Here is a 23,817-nt window from a genome sequence, read left to right on the forward strand (position 1 = left end):
AGACGAACAGCCCGCGCGTGCGGGCTGTTTTGTTTCAGGGGTGGCCAGGGCTCAAGCCGCCAGCGCCGGTGCCGGCCGCGCCGCCTGCATGGTGCCGCGGTCGCGGAAGGCGGCATGCCAGGACAGCGCCTCTTCCACCAGGTGCGGGGTCTGGCCGCCATGCGCGCAGGCGCGGCGGAAATAGTCGCCCAGCAGGTCGCGGTATTGCGGGTCGGCGCAGTTGGCGATGACGGTGCGTGCGCGCTCGCGCGGAGCCAGGCCGCGCAGGTCGGCCAGGCCGTGCTCGGTGACGATGATGTCGACGTCGTGCTCGGTATGGTCCACGTGCGCCACCATCGGCACGATGCTGGAGATTTCGCCACCCTTGGCCACCGACTTGGTCACGAACACCGACAGGTGCGCATTGCGGGCAAAGTCGCCCGAGCCGCCGATGCCGTTCATCATGTGCGTGCCGCCCACATGGGTCGAGTTGACGTTGCCGTAGAGATCGCACTCGAGCGCCGTGTTGATGGTGATCAGCCCCAGCCGGCGCAGGATCTCCGGATGGTTGCTGATTTCCTGCGGCCGCAGCAGCAGGCGCGAGCGGTAACGGTCCAGGTTCGACAGGAAGCGCTGGTACACCTCGCGCGTGAGCGTCACCGACGAGGCCGAGGCAAAGGCCAGGCGCCCCGCATCCAGCAGCTCGATGGTGCTGTCCTGCAGCACTTCGGAATACATCTGCAGGTCACGGAACGGCGACGCGACCATCCCGTGCAGCACCGCGTTGGCAATGGTGCCGATGCCGGCCTGCAGCGGCTGCAGCGACGGCGACAGCCGCCCGGCGCGCACTTCACGCAGCAGGAATTCATTGAGATGGCCGGCGATCTGGCTGGTGCCGGCATCCGGCGGCAGCGCGTTGGACGGGCTGTCGTCCTTGGCGGTGATGACAATGGCCGCGATCCTTTCGGGATCGATCGGGATATACGGCAGGCCGATGCGCTGCGCGGGTGCGATCAGCGGGATCGGCTGGCGGTACGGACGCTGCACCGGGAAATAGATGTCGTGCAGCCCTTCCAGCTCCAGCGGCATGTTCAGGTTGATCTCGACGATCACCTTGCGCGCCAGCATGGCAAAGCTGGCCGAATTGCCCACCGAGGTGCTGGGAATGATGCCGCCCTGCTCGGTAATCGCCACCGCTTCGACCACCGCCACGTCCACCGGCGCGATCTGGCCCGAACGCAACTGCTCGACGGTCTCGGACAGATGCTGGTCGATGAACATGACTTCGCCCGCATTGATCTTGCGGCGCAGCGTGGCATCGGACTGGAACGGCAGGCGGCGCGCGATCACGTCGGCCTCGGCCAGCACCCGGTCAATGTCATTGCCGAGCGAAGCGCCGGTCATCAGGGTGATGCGCAGCGGCTCGGTGGCCGCACGCCGCGCCAGCGCAAACGGCACTTCCTTGCAGTCGCCCGCGCGCGTGAATCCGCTCATGCCTACCGTCATGCCGTCGCGGATCAGCGCGGCGGCTTCGTCGGCCGACACTACCTTGTCATGCAGCCTGGCCAGGCGAATGCGTTCCTTGTACATCTTTGATCTCCGGTCTGACGGCCGGCCCGTGCCTGCGCCGTTTGCCCCGTGCTGGCCTGGCGGCTGGTTGGGGGGTCTCCGGCAGGCAGTGTAGCCAGCCACGCCTATTCCAGCGATGATTTAAAGTTATTCATTCAAGTCGCTTTTTTCATAATCTGGCGAATGACGCGCAGCAGGCGGCACTATTGCGCGGTACCGGCTCAGGACATTCCCGCAGTTGTCACAAAACTGGCAAAAGTTTCTGTTAGTCTCGCCGTTCGGTCGACCCAGCCCGCCCCAGAGGCTGCGGCGGCCGTGCCGCCCGGGCCGGCCATGCTCCGGCCCCTTGCACCCCTGCGGGTGCCTGTGCATTGCGGTGGCGGCAAAACACAACAGGAGACGCCATTCATGCAGCCAAGACCCCTCGAACCCAGCGAGCCGGTTGTCCTTGCCCTGATTGACGCAGTCACCGCCTGGCAAGGTGCGTTGGACCAGACCCTGCGCGCCTCGGGCCTTAACTATTCCCAGTGGCTGCTGCTGCGGGCCATCCGCCAGGGTGCCTTCAAGCGCGGCTTGCCGCTGACCGGTCCGATGCCGCTCGAAGCCGCGCAATCGGAGACCATGCTCGACGAACTGCGCCGCGACGGCTGGATCGAATACACCGCGACGGTGGCACCCCGCATCGCCGAAGGCGCCACGGCGCGCGTGCAACGTACCGCGCAGGCGCTGAGCGCGCTGCACAGCGTCTCGGTCGCGGCCTTCAATTCGCAGGAGCGTGCCGCGCTGGGCAGCCTGCTGGACCGGATGAAATCCACGCTGGACAGCCATACTTCGCGCCAGGTCAGGGCCGTCTCCGAGGCCCCACGGCAGGAACGGCCCAGCCAGCATATCCAGCCGCTGCCCTGCCCCGGCCTGCCGCCGGTCGCGCACCGCCCGTCTTCCTGCCCCAGCCTCGCCACGCGCTTCTAAGCGTGCCCGGGTCCCGCGGCTCGCCGCCGGGACCCGTCCGTGCTCCCTCCCTCGCCATCGCCAGTACCCGCCACTTTGTTGCGCCGGGCACTCGGATTTTTCCTAAAGTATGAGCATGCCCCGGCACATGCCCCGGCGACCCATCGACACCGCGAGGAGGGGAACATGCCGCAGGAGAACGAAGACAAGATCGCGCACCTGCTGGACGAACTGACCAACTTTGCACGCGGGCGGCTGCCGGCGGCGATGTTCAGCGTGGTCGAGCCCTTCCTGCAGCATTACTACGACCAGGCCGACGCCGAAGACCTGCTGCGGCGCGAAGTGGCCGACCTGTACGGCGCCGTGATGGCGCACTGGCAGACGGCGCAGAAATTTAACCCCGGCAGCGCGCGCATCCGCGTCTACAACCCCAATCTGGAAGAGCACGGCTGGCACTCAGACCACACTGTGGTCGAGATCGTCAACGACGACATGCCGTTCCTGGTCGACTCCGTGACCATGGAGATCAACCGCCAGGGCCTGGCGCTGCATTCGGCCATCCATCCGGTGTTCCGGGTCTGGCGCGGCGGCACCGGCATCGAGCGGATCGCCCCTGCCGGCGCCGGCGAGGGTGGCGACAATTCGCGCCTGGAGTCCTTTATCCATTTCGAGATCGACCGCACCGGCGAGTCGTCGCGCCTCGACGCCTTGCGCAACGGTATCTCGCAGGTGCTGGTCGACGTGCGCGCCGCGGTGGAAGACTGGCCGAAGATGTGCGACATCACCCGCGCCACTATCGGCGCCATGGCGCAGGCGCCGGACGCGGCCTCAGCGGAGAGCGTCGAGGCGCGCGCCTTCCTGGAATGGATGATGGACGACCATTTCTCCTTCCTGGGACAGCGCGACTACCAGCTGGTGGCGCGCGACGGGCGCTACTTCCTGCGCGGCGTGGCGGGCTCCGGCGCCGGCATCCTGCGCGAAAGCCTGCGCGAGCCCGACGCCGAAGACCTGACCCCGCTGCCCGCGGCGGCCACCGCAATCATCGAAGGCAGCTCGCCGATCTTCGTGACCAAGGCCAATTCGCGCGCCACCGTGCACCGGCCCGGCTATCTCGACTACGTCGGGGTCAAGCTGCTCGACGAAAACGGACAGCTGTTCGGCGAGCGGCGCTTTGTCGGCCTGTATACCTCGACCGCCTACATGGCGCCGATCGCCGACATCCCGCTGGTGCGGCGCAAGTGCGCCAACATCCTGGCGCGCGCCGGCTTCCTCGCCAAGGGCCACCTGTACAAGTCGCTGGTCACGATCCTGGAACAGTATCCGCGCGACGAACTGTTCCAGGCGACCGAGGACGAGCTGTTCGACATCACCACCGGCATCCTGCGGCTGCAGGAACACCAGCGCACGCGGCTGTTCGTGCGGCGCGACCGCTTCGACCGCTTTGTCTCGTGCCTGGTGTTCGTGCCGCGCGACAAGTACAACACCGACCTGCGCCAGAAGATCCAGAAGCTGCTGACCGCGGCCTTCCACGGCACCAGCTGCGAGTTCACGCCGCTGCTGTCGGAATCGCCGCTGGCGCGCATCCAGCTGATCGTGCGCGGCGAGCCTGGCACCATGCCGAAAGTCGACACGCAAGAGCTGGAAGCGCGCATCGTGCATGCCAGCCGCCGCTGGCAGGACGACCTCGCCGAAGCGCTGCACGAAAGCCACGGCGAAGAGCACGGCAACCGGCTGCTGCAGCGCTATGGCGGCTCGTTCCCCGCCGGCTATCGCGAAGACTATCCGGCGCGCACCGCGGTGCGCGATATCGAGCTGATGGAGCACGCGGTGCGCGGCAACGGCATGGCGATGAACCTGTACCGGCCGATCGAAGCCGCGCCGGGTGCGTTCCGCTTCAAGGTGTACCGCGCCGGCGAACCGATCGCGCTGTCGCTGAGCCTGCCGATGCTGGAGCACCTGGGCGTGCGCGTCGATGAAGAGCGCCCCTACCTGATCGAGCCCGACAGCGGCGCACCGCTATGGGTGCACGACTTCGGACTCGAAATCGCCGACGGCAGCAGCGCCGCGGAGTTCGACATCGCGCGCGTCAAGGCGCTGTTCGAGGACGCCTTCGCGCGCGCATGGCACGGCGAGATCGAGAACGACGACCTCAACCGCCTGGTGCTGCGCGCCGAACTGGCCGCGCGCGACGTGACAATCCTGCGCGCCTACGCGCGCTACCTGCGCCAGGTGGGTTCGACCTTCAGCGACGCCTATATCGAACGGGCGCTGACCGGCAATGCGGGCATTGCCGCGATGCTGGTGGCGCTGTTCGTGGCGCGCTTCGACACCGTCAGCCAGGTGGCCGCCGACACCGCGCGCCAGGCGCGCTGCGACAAGCTGCTGGCCGATATCGGCACGGCGCTGGACAAGGTGCCCAACCTCGACGAAGACCGCATCCTGCGGCTCTTCCTTGGCGTGATCAACGCCACCGTGCGCACCAATTATTTCCACCGCGGCGAGGACGGCCAGCCGCGTCCGTACCTGTCGTTCAAGTTCAATCCGGCCCTGGTGCCGGGCCTGCCCGAGCCGCGCCCGATGTTCGAGATCTGGGTCTACGCGCCGCGCGTGGAAGGGGTGCACCTGCGCGGCGGACGCGTGGCGCGCGGCGGGCTGCGCTGGTCGGACCGGCGCGAGGACTTCCGTACCGAAGTGCTGGGCCTGATGAAGGCGCAGATGGTCAAGAACACGGTGATCGTGCCGGTCGGCTCCAAGGGCGGCTTCGTGGTCAAGCGCCCGCCGCCGCCGGCCGACCGCGACGCCTTCCTGCGCGAAGGCGTCGCCTGCTACCAGACCTTCCTGCGCGGACTGCTGGACCTGACCGACAACCTCGTCGGCGGCGAACTAGTGCCGCCGCCCGAGGTGGTGCGCCACGACGACAACGACCCCTATCTGGTGGTGGCCGCCGACAAGGGCACGGCCACGTTCTCGGACTTCGCCAATGCGATCTCGGCCGAGTACGGGTTCTGGCTGGGCGATGCCTTTGCGTCCGGCGGCTCGGTTGGCTACGACCACAAGAAAATGGGCATCACCGCGCGCGGCGCGTGGGAATCGGTCAAGCGGCATTTCCGCGAGATGGGCGTCGACATCCAGTCCACGGATTTCACCGTGGCCGGCATCGGCGACATGTCGGGCGACGTGTTCGGCAATGGCATGCTGCTGTCGCCGCATATCCGGCTGGTGGCGGCGTTCGACCACCGCCACGTCTTCCTCGACCCCGATCCGGACCCGGCGCGCAGCCTGCAGGAACGCGCGCGGCTGTTCGGGCTGCCGCGCTCCAGCTGGGCCGACTACGATGTCACGCTGATTTCCGCCGGCGGCGGGATCTATCCGCGCACCGCCAAGACCATCCCGCTGTCGGCGCAGGTGCAGGCGGTGCTCGGCATCACCGCGAGGGCGCTGTCGCCGGCCGAACTGATCCACGCCATCCTGATGGCGCCGGTCGACCTGCTCTACAACGGCGGCATCGGCACCTACGTCAAGTCGAGCCAGGAGACGCACCTGCAGGCGGGCGATCGCACCAACGATTCGGTGCGCGTCAATGGCAACGAACTGCGCTGCAAGGTGGTCGGCGAAGGCGGCAACCTCGGCTTTACGCAACTGGGCCGCATCGAGTTCGCGCGCAAGGGCGGCCGCATCAATACCGATGCGATCGACAACTCGGCCGGCGTCGACTGCTCCGACCATGAGGTCAATATCAAGATCCTGCTTGGACTGGTGGTCGCCGACGGCGAGATGACCGAGAAGCAGCGCAACAAGCTGCTGGCCGAGATGACCGACGAAGTCGGCCTGCTGGTGCTGCAGGACAACTACTACCAGACCCAGGCGCTGTCGGTGGCTGGCCGCAGCAGCGGCGCGCTGCTCGACGGCGAGGCACGCCTGGTGCGCTGGCTGGAACGCGCCGGGCGGCTGAACCGCGCGCTGGAATTCCTGCCGTCGGACGAGGACATTGCCGAGCGCAAGCTGGCCGGCGAAGGGCTGACCTCGCCCGAACGCGCGGTGCTGCTGGCCTACAGCAAGATGTGGCTGTACGACGAACTGCTGGGCTCCGATGTGCCCGAGGACGCGCTGGTCGCCGGCCTGCTCGCGGATTACTTCCCGGTGCCGCTGCGCCAGCGCTACGGCGAGGCCATGCAGCGCCATCCGCTGCGGCGCGAGATCCTGTCGACGCACCTGACCAATATGCTGGTCAATCGCATCGGCGCCACCTTCGTGCACCGGATCATGGAAGAAACCGATGCGCGACCCGCCGATATCGTGCGCGCGTGCCTGATCGCGCGCGACGTGTTCGGGCTGACCGCGCTATGGCAAGAGATCGACGCGCTCGACAATCGCGTGGCCGACGCCGAACAGGCGCGCATGTTCGGCTCGGTGGCGCTGCTGCTGGAGCGCGCATGCCTGTGGTTCATCCGCTATCTGCGCAGCGGCAGCAGCGCCACCGAAGACCTCGCGCGCTTTGCCCAGGCGGCACAGTGGCTGGGGCCACGCTTGCCGCAACTATTGCCGCAAGCCGATGCCGCGGCGTTGGCCGAGCATACGGGGGCGCTGATCGAGGCGGGGGTGGGCGAGACGCTGGCCGCGCGCGTGGCCGGCAGCGAGATTTCTGCCGCGGCGCTAGACATCGCCGAAGTGGCCACGGCGTGCGAGCGCAGCCTGGACCTGGTGGCCGGGGTCTACTTCGCGCTGGACAGCCACTTGAGCTTCAGCTGGCTGCGCGAACGCGCGCTGGCGCTGCCATCGGACACCCATTGGGACCTGCTGGCACGCACCACCACGCTGGAAGACCTGGGACGGCTCAAGCGCGCGCTGACGGTCAGCGTGCTGTCGCAGGCGGGGGACCAGGCCTCGCCGGAAGCGATGATCGACGCCTGGCGCGCCAGCCGCCACGGCGCACTCGAACGCTTCACGCGCATGCTGGCGGACCAGCGCGCGTCGGGGGCGGCAGGGCTGTCGATGCTGTCGGTCGCGGTGCGCGAGATCGGCATGCTGGAGCGAAGCTAGCCGCGCCGGATGCGTGGCGGCTTACTCGTCGGTGTCAGCGTCAGGGTCAGCGCCGAGATCCGCGTCGGCATCGGCGCCGCGCGGGCGCAGCTCGAGGCCGAGCAGGACAAGTAGCTCGAAGGCATCGGACAGCAGGTGCTTCTGCCGCGGCAACAGGCTGGCGTACGGCATGTCGTAGATCGACTGGTGCGCCGCGCGCTCGCCCTTCAGGCCGCGGTCGCGCGCGATGTCCGACAGCAGCGCGGCAAACCCGGACAGGTCCTGCGCCGCCAGCGCCGAGTTCAACACCTTCGCGATAACTTCGGGCGAAGCGTTGGCCCAGCCCATGCGCTCGGCATTGGAAGCGGGGTCGTTGGGAAGGTCGGCAAAGTCCATGTTGTGTTTAACGGTCCTGCCTAAACTAGCTTAAGCCGCCAACGATGTGAATTTGACCCCACACAGGTGGGGTAACACGGGCTGCCGCCGCGGCCGGTCAGCGCGATGCGGGCTTGGCGCGGCCATGGGCCGGTGCCTGCCGCGGTCCCTTCGCCGGCGCCTTCGGCCGTGCTCCGGCGGGCCGCTGCGCCGGTGCCTTTTGCGCTGCGCTGGGGGGTACCTGGCGATAGGCCGTGCTGCCATCCTTGGCCGTGCGCGCCACGACATGGTTGCGCGCGCCACATTGCGGGCAGCGGAACACCAGTCCCTGCCCTTCATCGCGGATCTGCACCTCGTCCGGCTCCCAGTTGGCGCCGCAAGCCTGGTTCCCACAAACAAACATGAATTCTCCTGGAGGATCGTGCCGATCGACTCGGCACCGACGCGATTATCAGGCCTGTCGCGCGCCAGCGGGTCGATTTGCCGCCGATTGCGCCGGTCGGCCGGGATGGCCCCGCGCTTCAACCATTACGCTGCACCCATTGCTGCGCCCACGCAATCGCCGCGGCCCGTGCCTCGTCCGGCGTGGCATGGGTGGTCGGCGGCGCCCCGCCTTCCAGCACCACCGCGCCCGATTCCCAGATATCGCACAGCGCCTTGAACCGCCCCATGCCGAGCGCATGGCAGAACACGTGGATGACGAAGCCGCGGTACTCGAGCACGTCAGTGGCGGCATCGGTCAGCACCTGGTCCGCGGTGACATCGGCAGGCAGCAGTGGCGCATCGGACTGACGCGGTTCGCGCTGACCAGCGGCCGTGCGCGCCGACAGCGCAGACCGCGCCAAGGCGCCCCCGGCCGCCGCGCCAAGCAGCACGCCAAGGCCGAACCAGCAGGCTTTGCTTCCGCTTCCAGCCATGGCATCTCCTGTAGCGACCCGGTGGTCGCGGCAAGACAGCGTCGTGAGACTGTCACCGGTTTCAGGTTATACCAGGCAGCGATCACGTACCTGCGCACCGAGGGCCGAAATTGAGAATCGGGAGGATGACCGAACGGCATGCCGCGGCTATACTGTACATCCATACAGTATCGGGACACTTCCATGCCCTTGTACCAGTCCGATTCCATCCTGCTCGAAGCCTATTACTTCGGCGACGACACCGAATCCGTGCGCCTGCGCTGCGGCAGCGTCTGCGTCAACGCGGGCGCCATCCTGGTCGACGGCATCGAGCCGCGCCAGCTGCAGTCGCTGCGCTGGACCCCGGACTTCCTCTCATTCGAGGCGCAAGGCATGCGCCACCGCTATCCGGTGAGCCGCCCGGCGCTGGTCGGCCCCGCGCAGGCGCGCTTTGCGCTGCTTTAAGCTACCCCTTCCCATTCCCCCCATGCGCCCCGCGCCATGCCCCCATGCCAGACCTGAGCCCGACCGCCCGCCAGCTGATCCGCGCACTCGACCTGCGGCCGCATCCGGAAGGCGGCTACTACCGCGAAACCTATCGCAGCGAGGAACGCGTCGCATGCCAGGACGGACGCACGCGCGAAGCCTGCACCGCCATCCACTACATGCTTTGCGGCAACGACTATTCCGCCTGGCACCGCATCCGCTCCGACGAGCTGTGGCACTACCACGCCGGCACCCCGCTGGACGTGCACCGTATCGTCGACGGCACCATCGTCACCCAGCGCCTGGGCGACCCGCTGCGGCATCCCGGCGCGGCCTTCCAGGCGCTGGTGCCGGGCGGCCAGTGGTTTGCCGCCGAACGCGCGGACACCGGCGACCTCGAGGACTTTGCGCTGGTCGGCTGCACCGTGGCCCCGGCCTTCCAGTTCAGCGAGTTCGAACTGGCCAGCGCGGCGACGCTTGCCGGGCTCGTGCGCGGACACGGACATGACCTACGGTGGCAGCGGCTGCTCCGATAGCGCCGCACGAAAAAACAGCCCGCCGCGGCGGGGTGCGGGCGGGCTGGTGAGTACAGCCCCGCCAGTCTACGTGCGCCTGCGTCGGCGCCATGTCCCGAGCATCCCGGTATCCGGGCGCCTTTTCTGATTTCAGGCCCGCGCCATCACATTGTTATCGGCACTACATGCGCACTGCGTCGCAATCGGCACCGGAGCTGTCAGACGGTCACCGATACCGGCCGCTTGAAGCAGCGTGGAGACTAGGGCATCTTCCACCACGGAGGTGCGCCATGCCGGCCAAGAACATCCACGTCGTACCGCTCGACAACGGCTGGGCCATTGAATCCGAAGACGGCGCGGGCGGGCGCCAACTCTACGCGACGCAAGAAGACGCGATCGCCGCGGGCACCGAGAAAGCCCGGCAACTCCAGGCAGAACTGCTCGTCCATGGCCGTGACGGCCGCATCCGGATGCGCAACAGCTTTGGCAACGATCCACGCGATATCAAAGGCTGAACAATCCGCAGCGCGTCAGCCGCCGCCGGCGCGCTGCCCTTCCACACGCGCACGCGTCGCGTAATAAGCAAGCACCAGCGATGCGGTCAGTGCCAAGCCGGCTACTGCCAAGGCAATGCATGTTGTGCCGACGATCCCGTTGCCCTTGTCGCTCATTACAGCCTCCGTCGCCTTGAAGTCCACTGTGCCACAACTATAGGTGCAACGGGCTGAATCGAAAAACGGCCATGGCTGCGCTCACGCTGAGACCACGCTCGTTGCAGGCGCGAAGTAGCACGCGTTTGCCACCGGGACACGGAAATAAAAAAACCCGCTTGGCGATTTACCAAGCGGGTTTTTTGTCTGGTCGGGGCGAGAGGATTTGAACCTCCGACCACCTGCACCCCATGCAGGTACGCTACCAGGCTGCGCTACGCCCCGAAGCAAAAGATTATAACAGAAGCATTTCTCGTATGACTAGCTCCTGACGTGGAAATTATCCGCGCTTCGCGATCTCGCGCAGCTGCGCCAGCAGGTGCTGCACGTCGACCAGCGCATTGCGCAGGCCGGCGATGTCGACCGACAATGCCGCCGCTTTTTCCACGCCGGCTTCGATCGATTCCTGCGTTGCCGTGGCCGCGCTGTGATGACGGCCTTCGTCGAGTCGATTGCGCGCGCCGTTGATGGTGAAGCCCTGCTCGTAGAGCAGTTCGCGGATGCGGCGGATCAGCAGGACTTCATGGTGCTGGTAGTAGCGGCGGTTGCCGCGCCGCTTGACCGGCTTGAGCTGCGTGAATTCCTGCTCCCAGTAGCGCAGCACGTGCGGCTTGACGGCGCAAAGCTCGCTCACCTCACCGATGGTGAAGTAGCGCTTGGCCGGGATCGGCGGCAACGCGATGCGGTCGCTGGGTTTGTCCGACATGCAGTGTGTAGACGAGCGTCAGGCCATGCCGGCCAGGAGATTGGCGCGCTTCACGCGCGCGCCCAGAAGAATACCGATGCCGGCCTCGGGAAGCAATCCGCCGTTCGGGTGACGGATCAGCCGGCGATGCCGGCGCGTTCTTCGACCAGGCCCTTGAGCTTCTGGCTGGCGTGGAACGTCACCACGCGGCGCGCGGTGATGGGAATGACTTCGCCGGTCTTGGGATTGCGGCCGGGCCGCTGCGGCTTGTCGCGCAACTGGAAGTTGCCGAAGCCGGAAAGCTTGACGCTGTCGCCCTGCTCCAGCGCTTCGCGGATGACATCGAAGAAGGCCTCGACCATGTCCTTCGATTCACGCTTGTTCAGGCCCACCTGGTCGAACAGCATCTCGGCAAGCTCGGCCTTGGTCAGCGTGGGAACTTCGGTCGCGCGGGCGTCCGGCATTGCATCGTCAAGGGAGGATGCCTGCCGGTCGCTCATCTCACCCAGTGCTGCAGCGGTCATGGAATTCGCGTCTCGATCATTCATGTCGATCGCTCAAGTGTCTGTCTGGCGATCCGCCCGGGGCGAGCCCGGGCGCCCTTTTTTATGGTGCTCCGCCGGTGCTGGCGACGGATCAGCCGCGCAGCCGCGCCTGGAAGGCTTCGGCGAGCGCGTCGACCATGCAGCGCACCGCGCTGTCGACGGTTTCGTCCTGGAGGGTCGACCCAGTATCTTGCAAGGTCACCCGGAACGCAAGGCTTTTCTCGTCCGCGCCGATGGCGGTGGAAGCCCCCTTGGGACGGAATTCGTCGAACAGCACCAGGCTCTGGCAGAAGCGGCCGTAACCCTGTTTTTCCAGGGCCGCGCGCATGGTGTCGAGCAGGTCCTGCACGCGTACCGATTGCTTTACCACCACGGCCAAGTCACGCACGGCGGCGGGGAACTTGGAGATCTCGGTGTACGCCGGCAGGCCGGTAGCGCGCAGCGCGTCGAGCCGCAGTTCGAACAGCACCGGCGCATGCGCCAGCTCATATTCCTGCAGCCAGCGCGGATGCAGTTCGCCGACCACGCCCACCGGCTTGCCGTCGAGCAGCACGCGCGCGGCGCGGCCCGGATGCAGCGCCGGGTGCGAGACCGGCTCGAAGCGCGGCGAGCGCGGATGGAACAGCGCCTCGACATCGCCCTTGATGTCGAAGAAGTCGACATTGCGCGTGGCAACGCCCCACTGCTCTTCGAACGCCGGGCCGTAGGCGATGCCCGCGGCCATCATCGGCTGGTCATACCCGGCCACGGTGAGGCCGCCATCCTTGACGCCGGCGTCGCGATGGAACACGCGGCCCACCTCGAACAGGCGCACGCGCGCGGCCTTGCGGTTCAGGTTGTAGCGCACCTTGTCGACCAGCCCGCCGATCAGCGTCGAGCGCATCACCGCCAGCTGGCTGGCGATCGGGTTCAGCAGGCGGATCGGCTGATCGTTGGCGGCGAAGTCGCGCTCCCACTTCTCTTCGACGAAGGCGAAGTTGATCACTTCCTGGTAGTCGCGCGCGGCCACGGCATGGCGCACCACGTGGGTGGAGCGGCTGGCTTCGTTGGTCGGGCGCATTTCGCTTTCGGCGACCGGCGGGCGCGCCGGGATGCGCTCGAAGCCGTAGATGCGCGCGACTTCCTCGATCAGGTCCTCCTCGATCTCGATGTCGAAGCGGTAGCTCGGCGGCGTGACCTCGAACACTTCGCCTTCGGCGCCTTGCGCGCGCGTGAACGGCAGCTGCAGACGCTGGAACACATCGGCGATGGCGGCCGGCGACAGCTCGATGCCGAGCACGCGCTCGGCGCGCGCCACGCGCAGGCTGACCGGCTTGCGCACCGGCAGGTTGACCACGTGGTCGTCCACCGGGCCGGCCTGGCCGCCGCAGATCGCGAGGATCAGCGCGGTGATGCGCTCGATATGCTCGACCGTGGTGGCATAGTCCACGCCGCGCTCGAAGCGGTGTCCGGCGTCGGTCGAGAAGTTGTAGCGGCGGCTGCGGCCCTGGATCGCGGCCGGCCACCAGAATGCGGCTTCAAGATAGATGTCGGTGGTGTCCAGCGTGACGGCAGTGCTGTCGCCGCCCATGATGCCGGCCAGGCTCTCGATCTCCTTGTCGTCGGCGATCACGCCGACCTGCTCGTCGACCTCGATGGTGTTGCCGTTCAGCAGCTTGATCTGCTCGCCCTTGCGGCCCCAGCGCACGTCCAGGCCGCCATGGATCTTGTGCAGGTCGAACACGTGCGACGGACGGCCCAGCTCCAGCATCACGTAGTTAGAGATATCGACCAGCGCCGACACGCTGCGCTGGCCCGAGCGCTCCAGCCGCTGCACCATCCACAGCGGCGTGGCGGCACGCGCGTTGACGCCGCGAATGATGCGCCCGGAAAAGCGGCCGCACAGGTCGGGGGCCGATACCTTGACCGGCAGCTTGTCCTGGATCGTCACCGGCACCGGCTGCATGTCGGGCAGGTTCAGCGCGGCACCGGTCAGCGCGGACACCTCGCGCGCAACGCCATGGATCGACAGGCAGTCGGCCTTGTTCGGCGTCAGCTTGATGACAAAGACCTGGTCGTCCAGGTCCAGGTACTGGCGAATGTTCTGGCCGACCGGTGCGTCTTCCGGCAGCACCATCAGGCCGCCGTGGTCTTCCGACAGCTTCAGTTCGCGCGCCGAGCACAGCATGCCGTAGCTGTCGACACCACGCAGCTTGCCGACCTTGATCTCGAACGGCTTGCCGCCGTCCTCTGCCGGCGGCAGCACCGCCCCGACCAGTGCGCACGGCACCTTGATGCCGGGCTTGACGTTGGGCGCGCCGCACACGATCTGCAGGGTCTCGCCGGTGCCGGCATCGACCTGGCACACGTTGAGGCGGTCGGCGTTGGGATGGCGCTCGGTCGACAGCACGTGCGCGACCACCACCTTGTCGAACGGCGGCGCGACCGGGCCCACCTCTTCCACTTCGAGGCCGGCCATGGTCAGGCTGTGCGACAGCGCGTCGGTGGAGATCTTTTCAGGGTTGGCGAAGGTGCGAAGCCAGGATTCCGAGAATTGCATGGCGCTTCTGATCCGGTAAGTATTCGGTGTAGAGTTTTGACGATGCGCCGCTCAGGCGAACTGGCGCAGGAAGCGCACATCGCCCTCGAAGAACAGGCGCAGGTCGTTGATGCCATAGCGCAGCATGGTCAGGCGCTCCAGGCCGGAACCGAACGCGAAACCGATATAGCGCTCGGGATCGAGGCCCATGTTGCGCAGCACGTTCGGATGCACCTGGCCCGAACCGGAGATTTCCAGCCATTTGCCGTTGCCGAAGGCCATGTCGATTTCCGCCGACGGCTCGGTGAACGGGAAGTACGACGGACGGAAGCGCACCTGGATGTCGTCGCGTTCGAAGAACTTGCGCAGGAAATCGGTGTACACGCCCTTCAGGTCGGCAAAGCTGACGTCCTCGCCGATCCACAGGCCTTCGACCTGGTTGAACATCGGCGAGTGCGTGGCGTCGCTGTCGACGCGGTAGGTACGGCCCGGGCAGATCACCTTGATCGGCGGCATCGCCTTGCCGGCGTACTTTTCCACGTGCATCTTGGCGTAGCGCACCTGCATCGGACTGGTGTGCGTGCGCAGCAGCAGGAGCTTGTCGTCGCTGTCGCGGCCGTCGACGTAGAACGTGTCCTGCATCGAACGCGCCGGATGGTTGTCCGGGTTGTTCAGCGCGGTGAAGTTCATCCAGTCGGTTTCGATCTCGGGGCCGTCGGCCACATCGAAGCCGATCGAGCCGAAGATCTGCTCGACGCGCTCCCAGGTGCGCATCACCGGATGCAGGCTGCCGCGCGCCACCGCGCGGCCGGGCAGCGTGACGTCGATGGCCTCGGCGGCCAGGCGCGCGTTCATCAGCGCATCGGCCAGCGCCTGGCGGCGCGCCTGCAGCGCGGCTTCCACCTGCTGCTTGACCTGGTTGATGCGCGCGCCCTCGCTCTTGCGGGTCTCCGGGTCGAGCTTGCCGAGGCCCTTGAGCAATTCGGTCAGCGCGCCGGTCTTGCCCAGGAAGCGGGCCTTTTCGTTTTCCAGCGTGGCGTTGTCATTGGCGGCGGCGAAAGCGGCCTGGGCGTCGGCGACGATTTGGTCCAGATCCTGAGACATGGCGGCGGTCGTGGAGTGTTCTGACGTCGGCGGGACAGTGTCAAAAGACAAAGCCGGCCCGACGTGGGTTGGCACTACGTGCGGTATGCGTTTCCGGATGCCGTCTCGGCAACAAACGCAAAACGGAATCCGGAAACGCAAATAAAAACGGGGCTCGGTAAGGAGCCCCGTTTCAGCAAACCTTGCGGTCAGCGGTCGACCTTGCGGTCGGTGCTTGCCCGGCAGCGCTTGCGCGCTGCCGCAGCCGGCATCAGGCAACGGTGGCTTTCACCTGGTTGACGATGGCGGCAAAGGCAGGCTTGTCGTGAATAGCCATGTCCGACAGCACCTTGCGGTCCAGTTCAATCGAGGCCTTCTTCAGACCGTTCATGAACACGCTGTAGGTCATGCCATGCTCACGCGTCGCGGCATTGATACGCGCAATCCACAGCGCGCGGAACACGCGCTTCTTGTTGCGGCGATCGCGGTACGCGTACTGGCCAGCACGCATGACCGCCTGCTTGGCGATGCGATAGACATTATTGCGACGGCCGCGGTAACCCTTGGCAGCGTCGATAACCTTCTTGTGACGGGCCCGTGCAGTGACCCCACGCTTTACTCGAGGCATGTAATTCTCCTTTCGTTGTCGTCAGGGTTTATGCGTAAGGCATCATCGCGCGCACCGACTTCAGGTTCGTCTCATGGACGTCCTGAGTACCGCGCAGTTGACGCTTGTTCTTGGTGGTCTTCTTGGTCAGGATGTGACGCTTGAAGGCCTGGCCACGCTTGAACGAACCGTTCGGACGGGCAGTAAAGCGCTTGGAGGCGCTTTTCTTCGTCTTCATCTTCGGCATGAAAAACTCCAGCTCATATGACATGCATGCAGGTGGACGGCTTACGCCGACGCTTGCAAGACCCGCATCCACTTGTTGTTGCACGATGGTCCTGGCGGACCCCGCGCGACTTCCGCACGAAGCAGCGCCGGGATGACTGGCATCCCGGCCGCCGCACCGCGCAGGAATTACTTCTTCTTCTTGGGGGCGAGCACCATCACCATCTGGCGCCCTTCCATCTTCGGCATCTGCTCGACCTGGCCGATCTCTTCCAGGTCCGCCTTCAGGCGTTCGAGCATGCGCGCGCCGATTTCCTGGTGGGCCATCTCGCGACCACGGAACCGCAGCGTGATCTTGGTCTTGTCGCCATCTTCCAGGAAGCGCTTCAGGTTGCGCAGCTTGACGTTGTAGTCGCCATCATCCGTACCCGGCCGGAACTTGACTTCCTTGACCTGGATGATCTTCTGCTTCAGCTTGGCCTCGTGGGCGCGCTTGGCTTCCTCGTACTTGAACTTCCCGTAATCCATGATCCGGGCGACGGGCGGAGTCGCGTTGGGGGCGATCTCCACCAGGTCCAAGTCCTTGTCCTCAGCCAGCCGCAGAGCGTCCATGAACTTGACGATGCCGAGCTGCTCGTTATCAACCCCTACCAGGCGCAGTTCAGGCGCGCTGATTTCCCGGTTGATGCGATGACCTTTGTCCGTAGCGATGTTGCGTTACCTCAAGAAGACAAAAAAACAAGCCGTGCTCACCACCCTCAGGCTTTGCTGGCGACGTCGTGTTGCAGACGCTCAACAAACGCAGAGACGGGCATCACACCCAGATCCACGTTGCCACGGGCACGCACGGCCACTTGATTGGCATCCCGCTCCTTGTCGCCCACTACCAGCAGGTAGGGGACCTTTTGAAGCGAATGCTCGCGGATTTTATACGTAATTTTCTCGTTACGCAAATCGGCCTTGGCCCTAAACCCTTGTTTTTGCAGCAATTGCACGACGCTTTCGGCGTATTCTGCCTGCGAATCCGCAATATTCATCACCACCACCTGGTCCGGGGCCAGCCAGGCCGGCAGCGCACCGGCGTGGTTTTCCAGCAGGATCCCCAGGAAGCGCTCGAACGAGCCCAGGATGGCGCGATGAAGCATCACCGGGCGCTTGCGCGAATTGTCCTCGGAAACGTACTCGGCACCCAGGCGCTCGGGCAGCACCAGATCCAGCTGCAGGGTGCCACACTGCCATGAGCGGCCGATCGCATCCTTGATGTGGTATTCCACCTTCGGGCCGTAGAAGGCGCCCTCGCCGGGCAGCTCTTCCCAGTCCACGCCGCAGGCGCGCAGCGCCAGGCGCAGGCCTTCCTCGGCGTGGTCCCAGACCTCATCCGAGCCGGCGCGCTGGTCCGGGCGCAGCGACAGCTTGACCTTCACATCCTTGAAGCCGAAGTCGTCGTAGACCGAGAACGCCAGTTCATTGAAGGCCTTGGCCTCGGCAACGATCTGCTCTTCCGTGCAGAAGATATGCGCATCGTCCTGCACAAAGCCGCGCACGCGCATCAGCCCGTGCAGCGCGCCGGACGGCTCGTTGCGATGGCAGGCGCCAAACTCGGCCAGGCGCAGCGGCAGGTCGCGGTACGAGCGCAGGCCGTGGTTGAAGATCTGCACATGGCCCGGGCAGTTCATCGGCTTGATCGCGTAGTCACGTTTCTCCGACTCCGTGACGAACATGTTCTCCTTGTAGTTCTGCCAGTGGCCCGACTTCTCCCACAGCGAACGGTCCATCACCTGCGGCGTGCGCACCTCGTCGTAGCCGGCGTCGGTCAGGCGGCCACGCATGTACTGCTCGACGGCCTGCCACACCTGCCAGCCCTTGGGGTGCCAGAACACCATGCCCGGCGCCTCTTCCTGCAGGTGGAACAGGTCCAGCGTCTTGCCCAGCTTGCGGTGGTCGCGCTTCTCGGCCTCCTCCAGCATGTGCAGGTAGGCTTCCTGGTCTTCCTTCTTCGCCCAGGCCGTGCCGTAGATGCGCTGGAGCATCTCGTTGTTGGCATCGCCGCGCCAGTAGGCGCCGGCCACCTTCATCAGCTTGAAGACCTTGAGCTTGCCCGTCGACGGCACGTGCGGACCGCGGCACAGGTCGACGAAATTGCCTTCGCGGTACAGGCCGATTTCCTGGTCGGCCGGGATCGAGCCGATGATCTCGGCCTTGTACTTCTCGCCCATCGACTCGAACAGTGCCACCGCTTCGTCGCGGTTCCACACTTCGCGCGTGACCTTTTCGTCCTTGCGCGCCAGTTCCGCCATCTTTTTCTCGATGGCGGCGAGGTCTTCCGGGGTGAAGGGGCGCTTGTAGGCGAAGTCGTAGTAGAAGCCGTTCTCGATCACCGGGCCGATCGTCACCTGCGCCTCGGGATACAGCTCCTTGACGGCATAGGCCAGCAAGTGCGCCGTGGAGTGGCGGATCACATCGACGCCGTCGGCATCCTTGTCCGTGACGATGGCCAGTTCCGCATCGCGCTCGATCCTGTAGCTGGTGTCGACCAGCTGGCCATCCACCTTACCGGCCAGGGCGGCCTTGGCCAGGCCGGCGCCGATGCTCTGCGCCACTTCGGCAACCGTCACCGGGCCGGGAAACTCGCGGCGGGACCCGTCCGGCAGCGTGATTGCGATCATTTCGACTCTCCAGGTTCCGCCGGCGGCGCCTTGCGCCTGGCCTGAGCGGATCAAACTGCATCTAGTGGCGCCGGCCCGCATGCCTGCGCGCTGGCGATCTGTTCTTTGGCTGCCCGCCTGCCGCATGCGGAGGCGGCAGCTTATCAGGGCCGCTGGCAAGCGACGGACGAAAAAAAACGCGGCCAAGGCCGCGTTTCTCTTTGTCAAACCCGATCCAACCGGGCCGAAGGCGCACCTCGACTACTGTCGCTTGCCAGCGGTAGTAGTTCGCGGTGTCATAACCATGATGCGCTTCCGTTCCGTATGGGGTTGAATCGGACTTGCTTTACTTCTTTTTACTGCAATTCGTTGGTAGGCTCGATTGGACTCGAACCAACGACCCCCACCATGTCAAGGTGGTGCTCTAACCAGCTGAGCTACGAGCCTAGCGAAGCCGCAAGTATAGCATCACTTTCTTTTCGCCTGCAACACCCCCTGGACTTCCTCGATCAGCTGCAGCGCGCGCTGCAGCTGCGTGGCCTCGGAGACCTCGGCGGTGAACTGCATGCGCGCCACGCCCTTGCTGGACAGGGTCTTGACCCCGGTGACATTGATCTTTTCGCGCGACAGCACTTCGGAGATGTCGCGCAGCAAGCCTTGCCGGTCGATGGCCTCGACGTGGATATCGACCGGATAGACCGCGGCGTGGCTTTTCTTGCCCCACTCGGTCTGGATCACCCGCTCCGGCGCGCGCGCCGACAGCTGCTGGAAGGTATGGCAGTTGCGGCGATGGATCGACACCCCGCGCCCGCGCGTGACAAAGCCGACGATCTCGTCGGGCGGCGCCGGCTTGCAGCAGCGCGACATCTGCGTCATCAGCGAATCGACGCCCACCACCAGCACGCCGCTCTTGGCGCCGCGCGCCACGCTGGTGGCGCGGCTCTTCTTGGTGACGGCGTCTTCCTCGCTCAGCGGCGCCTGGACTTCGCCTTCCGGGTGGCGCAGCGCGTGCTCCACATGGCGCAGGCTGAACTCATCCTTGGCCACCGCGGCGAACAGCTCGTCGGGGGTCTTGAAGCCCAGCCGCGTCGCCAGGTCTTCCAGCTTGACCGCGGTCTTGCCTTCGCGCTGCAGCGTCTTGTCGATCAGCGCGCGGCCCTGCGCAATGGTTTCCTGCGAGTCCATCGCGTTGAACCACGCGCGCACCTTGGCGCGGGCGCGGCTGCTGGCGAGGTAGCCGAGGTCGGCATTGAGCCAGTCGCGCGACGGCCCACCCTGCTTGACCGCGATGATCTCGACGGTCTGGCCGTTCTTGAGCGGCGTGTTCAGCGGCACCATGGTGCCATCCACGCGCGCGCCGCGGCAGCGATGGCCGAGGTCGCTGTGCAGGTAGTAGGCGAAGTCCACCGCGGTCGCGCCCTGCGGCAGCGCCACCACGCGTGCCTGCGGCGTCAGCACGTAGATGTGGTCGTCGATCGCGGCGTGCTTGATCTGCTCCCACGACTCGTCGTGCGCCACGCTGTGGTCGGCATCGTCCTTCCACGCCAGCAGCTGGCGCAGCCAGGCAATCTTTTCGTCGTAGCGCTCGCTGGCGGAGAACTGCCCGGCATAGCCGCGGCTGCCCGCCTCCTTGTAGCGCCAGTGCGCCGCCACGCCGTATTCGGCGAAGTGGTGCATCTCGTGGGTGCGGATCTGCACCTCGAAGGCGCGCCCGTCGTCGCCGATCACCACCGTGTGCAGCGACTTGTAGCCATTGGCCTTGGGCCGCGAGATGTAGTCGTCGAACTCGCGCGGGATCGGCTGCCAGATATGGTGGACGATGCCGAGCACCGTATAGCAGTCCTTGATATCGTCGACGATCACGCGGAAGGCGCGCACATCGTACAGGTCGGCAAAATCAAGCTCCTTGCCGCGCATCTTCTTCCAGATGCTGTAGATGTGCTTGGGCCGGCCGCTCACCTCGGCGCGGATGCCGGCGGTGGCCAGTTCGGACTGCAGTCGCGCGATCGCGCCGGCGATATAGCCTTCGCGCTCGATGCGCTTTTCATCCAGCAGCCTGGCGATGCGCTTGTAGGTATCGGGCTGCTCGAAGCGGAACGCCAGGTCCTCCAGCTCCCACTTCATCTGCCAGATGCCCAGGCGGTTGGCCAGCGGCGCGTAGATGTCGAGCGTTTCGCGCGCCACGCCGGGCATCGGCGACTGCTTGGTTTCAGCCAGCCAGCGCAGCGTCTGCAGCCGCGAGGCCAGCCGCACCAGCACCACGCGGATGTCCTGCGCAAACGCCAGCAGCATCTTGCGCAGCGCCTCGACCTGCTCGTGGCGCGCCTGGGCTTCGTTCTTCGACGGCGCGGCCGACTCCACCTCAGGGCGATTGCCGGCGATGGCGCCGATGCGCAGCAGCTGCCGCACGCCATTGACCAGCCGCGCCACTTCCTCGCCGAAGCGCGCCTCGATCTCGGCTTCGGTCTCGGGCACGAATGCCGCCAGGCCGAACAGGCACGCGGCCGCGCGCGCGGAATCGTCCACGCGCAGGCCGTCGAGGATGCGCAGCATCCCCTGCGCGTGCGACTGCACGGTCTCGCCGGTGGGCAGCGCCACGCCGGCGCCGTGCTCGCGCACGTACGCCAGTGCTCGCTCGACCAGCTCGGTATCCGGAATGCCCGCGACCCGGCCGGCCAGGTCGGTCGACGTCACCATGTCACAGCGCCTGCATCAGTTGAGCGCAGCGGTCACCACCACTTCGATCAGGTAATCGGGATTGGCCAGGCGGGCTTCGACGGTGGCGCGCGGCGGCGTGTTGCCTTGCGGCACCCAGGCATCCCAGACCTCGTTCATCTCGCCGATCAGATCGATGTTGGTCAGGAAGATCTGGCACGACAGGATGCGGGTCTTGTCGCTGCCCGCCTCGGCCAGCAGGCGGTCGATATGGCCCAGCACCTCGCGCGTCTGGCCGCGGATGTCAGCCTTGGTATCGACCTCGGGCACCTGGCCAGCCAGATACACCACGCCGTTGTAGACCGCGTATTCGGACAAGCGCTTGCCCACGTGGGCGCGCTTCAGTTCAGGAAGACTCATGGCAATGCTTAACTCGATAAAAACAGCCGGATGGCAACCTGGCCGCAACGGGCGCGCTCAGGCGCCGGTAAAGAACTGGCGCACGATCGCGATCTGCGCCGGATCGACAAAGGTGGGGGCGTGGCCCACGTCGGGCACTTCCACCGAACTCACATGCTTGCCGCGCGCCACCATCTCGGCCACGGTCTCGCGCAGCAGCAGGTCGGACTGCGCGCCGCGCACCACCAGTACCGGGGCCTCGATGGCTTCGAAGCTGCGCCACAGTGCGGCTTCGCCGGCGACGATGGCCTCGGGCGTGGATTTGCGGAACGGCACCGCCAGCTGCGGATCGTAATGCAAGCCCCATTCCAGGCCGTCGGCGCCCTGCACCGGCTTCAGGATGGCGGCGTTGAGCTCGCGCCACTGCTCGGCGGTGTGGCGCCCGAACGAGGCGCTGATGGTCTGCAGGTACGCCAGCCCTTCCTCGAAGGTCTTGAAGCGCACCGGCAGGCCCAGGTAGGCACCGATGCGCTCGACCGCCGACGGTGCGATGCGAGGACCGACGTCGTTGAGCAGCAGCTTGCGCACCGGCGACTTCGGCAGGCCGGCCAGGCCCATGCCGATCAGGCCGCCCATCGAGGTGCCGAACCAGTCCACCTGCTCGACGTTGAGCCGCGCGATCAGCGTGACCATGTCGGACACGTACTGCGGCACGATGTAGCTGTCCGGATTGGCCAGCCATTCCGAGCGGCCGCGCCCGGCCACGTCCGGGCATACCACGCGATAGTCACCGCACAGCGCGCTGGCGACGGCGTCGAAGTCGCGCCCCGTGCGCGTCAGGCCGTGCGCGCACACCAGCACGCGCGGATTGGCGGGGTCGCCCCACTCGTGGTAGGCCATGCGGTGCAGGCCCCCCGGACTGATGCACTGGACGAAACCGAGACGCGGACGGGCAGACATCTGGACTCCCTGGCAAACCGGACGCAAGGCGCCAGCAGGCGCCGCCGCCGGAAGTTGAGCAAAGCTGGATTGTACGCCGCAGCGGGTACAATGCCACAGCACAGTGTCCGCGCCCCGCGCGCGGGGCGCGCACCGCCACGGCGCGCGCCGCCCATCCGGCGGCTGTACTGCCGTGGCATCCCTTTCTCTCGACGGAGGCTTACATGCTCAACGGCAAGACCGCCCTGGTGACTGGCTCGACCAGCGGCATCGGGCTCGGCATCGCAAAGGCGCTGGCGGCGCAGGGCGCCCACATCATCGTCAACGGCTTTGGTGACGCGGACGCCGCAAAGCACGAGATCGCGCAAGCCGGCCAGGGAATCCGCGTCGGCTATCACGGCGCCGACATGAGCCAGGCGGCCGACATCCAAGACATGATGCGCTACGCCCAGGCCGACTTCGGCGGCGCCGACATCCTGGTCAACAATGCCGGCATCCAGCACGTCGCGGCCATCGAGGACTTCCCGCCCGAGCGCTGGGACGCGATCATCGCCATCAACCTGACCTCGGCCTTCCACACCACGCGCCTGGCGCTGCCCGGCATGAAGCAGAAGAACTGGGGGCGCATCATCAATGTCGCCTCGACCCACGGGCTGGTGGCCTCGGCGCAGAAATCGGCCTATGTGGCGGCCAAGCACGGCATCGTCGGCTTCACCAAGGTCACAGCGCTGGAAACCGCGCAGACCGGCGTGACCGCCAACGCGATCTGCCCCGGCTGGGTGCTGACGCCGCTGGTGCAGAAGCAGGTCGAAGCCCGCGCGCAGAAGGAAGGCATCCCGGTAGAGCAGGCCAAGCGCGAGCTGGTGCTGGAGAAGCAGCCCTCGGGTCAGTTCGTGACGCCCGATGAGCTGGGCGCGCTGGCCGTGTTCCTGTCGTCCGAAGCCGCCCGCCAGGTGCGCGGCGCGATCTGGAACATGGATGGCGGCTGGGTGGCGCAGTAAGGCGCCATATCCGGGCGC

Annotated in this window: 22 protein-coding genes and 2 tRNA genes; 6 read left to right on the forward strand and 18 right to left on the reverse strand. The window is 66.3% G+C overall.

All coding sequences use genetic code 11. From position 1 onward, the window contains the following. Positions 1-51 precede the first annotated feature (51 nt). Entirely contained in the window at positions 52-1,569 is a 1,518-nt protein-coding gene (scpC, locus tag MKD50_RS12955; protein WP_252667292.1) for a succinyl-CoA:acetate CoA-transferase ScpC, read from the reverse strand. A 387-nt stretch (positions 1,570-1,956) separates the two neighbouring features. On the opposite strand from scpC, the gene MKD50_RS12960 reads away from it, so the two are divergent. Both MKD50_RS12960 and MKD50_RS12965 read left to right on the forward strand, forming a co-directional pair. Then, positions 1,957-2,517 carry a winged helix DNA-binding protein gene (locus MKD50_RS12960; RefSeq protein WP_115706637.1) on the forward strand — a complete coding sequence of 187 codons (561 nt, stop codon included), beginning with the start codon at positions 1,957-1,959 and terminating at the stop codon, positions 2,515-2,517. 165 nt (positions 2,518-2,682) lie between these two features. Beyond that, entirely contained in the window at positions 2,683-7,536 is a 4,854-nt protein-coding gene (locus MKD50_RS12965) for an NAD-glutamate dehydrogenase (RefSeq protein ID WP_252667293.1), read from the forward strand. A 21-nt stretch (positions 7,537-7,557) separates the two neighbouring features. Here the strand turns inward: MKD50_RS12965 and MKD50_RS12970 are convergent, their stop codons facing one another. The 3 genes from MKD50_RS12970 to MKD50_RS12980 all read right to left on the reverse strand — a co-directional run bounded on the left by MKD50_RS12970 (position 7,558) and on the right by MKD50_RS12980 (position 8,807). Then, positions 7,558-7,911 (reverse strand): hypothetical protein, encoded by a 354-nt coding sequence (locus MKD50_RS12970; protein ID WP_115706635.1) that lies wholly within the window; start codon positions 7,909-7,911, stop codon positions 7,558-7,560. 97 nt (positions 7,912-8,008) lie between these two features. Continuing rightward, a complete protein-coding gene (locus MKD50_RS12975) occupies positions 8,009-8,293 on the reverse strand; it encodes a hypothetical protein (RefSeq protein ID WP_252667294.1) in 285 nt (94 codons plus the stop codon). Positions 8,294-8,411: 118 nt separating this feature from the next. Further along, entirely contained in the window at positions 8,412-8,807 is a 396-nt protein-coding gene (locus tag MKD50_RS12980) for a hypothetical protein (RefSeq protein WP_252667295.1), read from the reverse strand. A gap of 183 nt (positions 8,808-8,990) precedes the next feature. Between MKD50_RS12980 and MKD50_RS12985 the strand changes: the two genes are divergently transcribed. The 3 genes from MKD50_RS12985 to MKD50_RS12995 all read left to right on the forward strand — a co-directional run bounded on the left by MKD50_RS12985 (position 8,991) and on the right by MKD50_RS12995 (position 10,302). Beyond that, on the forward strand, positions 8,991-9,251 hold the full coding sequence (locus MKD50_RS12985) for a hypothetical protein (protein ID WP_115706632.1): 261 nt from the start codon (positions 8,991-8,993) through the stop codon (positions 9,249-9,251). A gap of 44 nt (positions 9,252-9,295) precedes the next feature. Further along, positions 9,296-9,808 (forward strand): cupin domain-containing protein, encoded by a 513-nt coding sequence (locus MKD50_RS12990; protein WP_252667296.1) that lies wholly within the window; start codon positions 9,296-9,298, stop codon positions 9,806-9,808. 269 nt (positions 9,809-10,077) lie between these two features. Further along, on the forward strand, positions 10,078-10,302 hold the full coding sequence (locus MKD50_RS12995; RefSeq protein WP_115706630.1) for a DUF2188 domain-containing protein: 225 nt from the start codon (positions 10,078-10,080) through the stop codon (positions 10,300-10,302). 15 nt (positions 10,303-10,317) lie between these two features. On the opposite strand, the gene MKD50_RS13000 is transcribed toward MKD50_RS12995, so the two are convergent. The 14 genes from MKD50_RS13000 to phaZc form a co-directional block, all read right to left on the reverse strand. Continuing rightward, positions 10,318-10,458, reverse strand: coding sequence for a hypothetical protein (locus MKD50_RS13000; RefSeq protein ID WP_172582630.1), 141 nt, complete (start codon positions 10,456-10,458; stop codon positions 10,318-10,320). A 187-nt stretch (positions 10,459-10,645) separates the two neighbouring features. Then, a tRNA-Pro gene (locus MKD50_RS13005) sits at positions 10,646-10,722 on the reverse strand. 55 nt (positions 10,723-10,777) lie between these two features. Continuing rightward, complete coding sequence (locus tag MKD50_RS13010) at positions 10,778-11,203, reverse strand: MerR family transcriptional regulator (protein WP_115706617.1); 426 nt, start codon at positions 11,201-11,203, stop codon at positions 10,778-10,780. A gap of 116 nt (positions 11,204-11,319) precedes the next feature. Then, entirely contained in the window at positions 11,320-11,730 is a 411-nt protein-coding gene (locus MKD50_RS13015) for an integration host factor subunit alpha (protein ID WP_026200608.1), read from the reverse strand. A gap of 88 nt (positions 11,731-11,818) precedes the next feature. Beyond that, a complete protein-coding gene (pheT, locus tag MKD50_RS13020; protein ID WP_240074180.1) occupies positions 11,819-14,266 on the reverse strand; it encodes a phenylalanine--tRNA ligase subunit beta in 2,448 nt (815 codons plus the stop codon). A 51-nt stretch (positions 14,267-14,317) separates the two neighbouring features. After that, positions 14,318-15,349, reverse strand: a complete 1,032-nt coding sequence (gene pheS, locus MKD50_RS13025; RefSeq protein WP_029047729.1) for a phenylalanine--tRNA ligase subunit alpha — start codon at positions 15,347-15,349, stop codon at positions 14,318-14,320. A 250-nt stretch (positions 15,350-15,599) separates the two neighbouring features. Next, entirely contained in the window at positions 15,600-15,956 is a 357-nt protein-coding gene (rplT, locus tag MKD50_RS13030; RefSeq protein WP_008650487.1) for a 50S ribosomal protein L20, read from the reverse strand. Positions 15,957-15,984: 28 nt separating this feature from the next. Continuing rightward, positions 15,985-16,182: a 50S ribosomal protein L35 gene (gene rpmI / locus MKD50_RS13035; RefSeq protein ID WP_006575466.1), complete on the reverse strand. Its 198-nt coding sequence runs from the start codon at positions 16,180-16,182 to the stop codon at positions 15,985-15,987. Positions 16,183-16,349: 167 nt separating this feature from the next. After that, on the reverse strand, positions 16,350-16,871 hold the full coding sequence (gene infC / locus MKD50_RS13040; RefSeq protein WP_081479471.1) for a translation initiation factor IF-3: 522 nt from the start codon (positions 16,869-16,871) through the stop codon (positions 16,350-16,352). A 47-nt stretch (positions 16,872-16,918) separates the two neighbouring features. Further along, complete coding sequence (gene thrS, locus MKD50_RS13045; protein WP_252667297.1) at positions 16,919-18,826, reverse strand: threonine--tRNA ligase; 1,908 nt, start codon at positions 18,824-18,826, stop codon at positions 16,919-16,921. Between the two features lie 349 nt (positions 18,827-19,175). Beyond that, positions 19,176-19,252, reverse strand: a tRNA-Val gene (locus MKD50_RS13050). 21 nt (positions 19,253-19,273) lie between these two features. Next, on the reverse strand, positions 19,274-21,502 hold the full coding sequence (locus MKD50_RS13055; protein ID WP_252667298.1) for a RelA/SpoT family protein: 2,229 nt from the start codon (positions 21,500-21,502) through the stop codon (positions 19,274-19,276). Positions 21,503-21,517: 15 nt separating this feature from the next. Continuing rightward, positions 21,518-21,880: a RidA family protein gene (locus MKD50_RS13060; protein ID WP_252667299.1), complete on the reverse strand. Its 363-nt coding sequence runs from the start codon at positions 21,878-21,880 to the stop codon at positions 21,518-21,520. A gap of 57 nt (positions 21,881-21,937) precedes the next feature. After that, the gene (gene phaZc / locus MKD50_RS13065; RefSeq protein WP_252667300.1) at positions 21,938-22,819 is read right to left on the reverse strand and encodes a 3-hydroxybutyrate-oligomer hydrolase PhaZc; all 882 of its coding nucleotides are present in this window, start codon (positions 22,817-22,819) and stop codon (positions 21,938-21,940) included. 203 nt (positions 22,820-23,022) lie between these two features. Between phaZc and MKD50_RS13070 the strand changes: the two genes are divergently transcribed. Then, positions 23,023-23,799 (forward strand): 3-hydroxybutyrate dehydrogenase, encoded by a 777-nt coding sequence (locus MKD50_RS13070; protein ID WP_252667301.1) that lies wholly within the window; start codon positions 23,023-23,025, stop codon positions 23,797-23,799. Positions 23,800-23,817: the final 18 nt, after the last annotated feature.

Origin of the sequence: Cupriavidus mimosae, assembly GCF_023952485.1 — a bacterium.
Classification (GTDB): domain Bacteria; phylum Pseudomonadota; class Gammaproteobacteria; order Burkholderiales; family Burkholderiaceae; genus Cupriavidus; species Cupriavidus taiwanensis_C.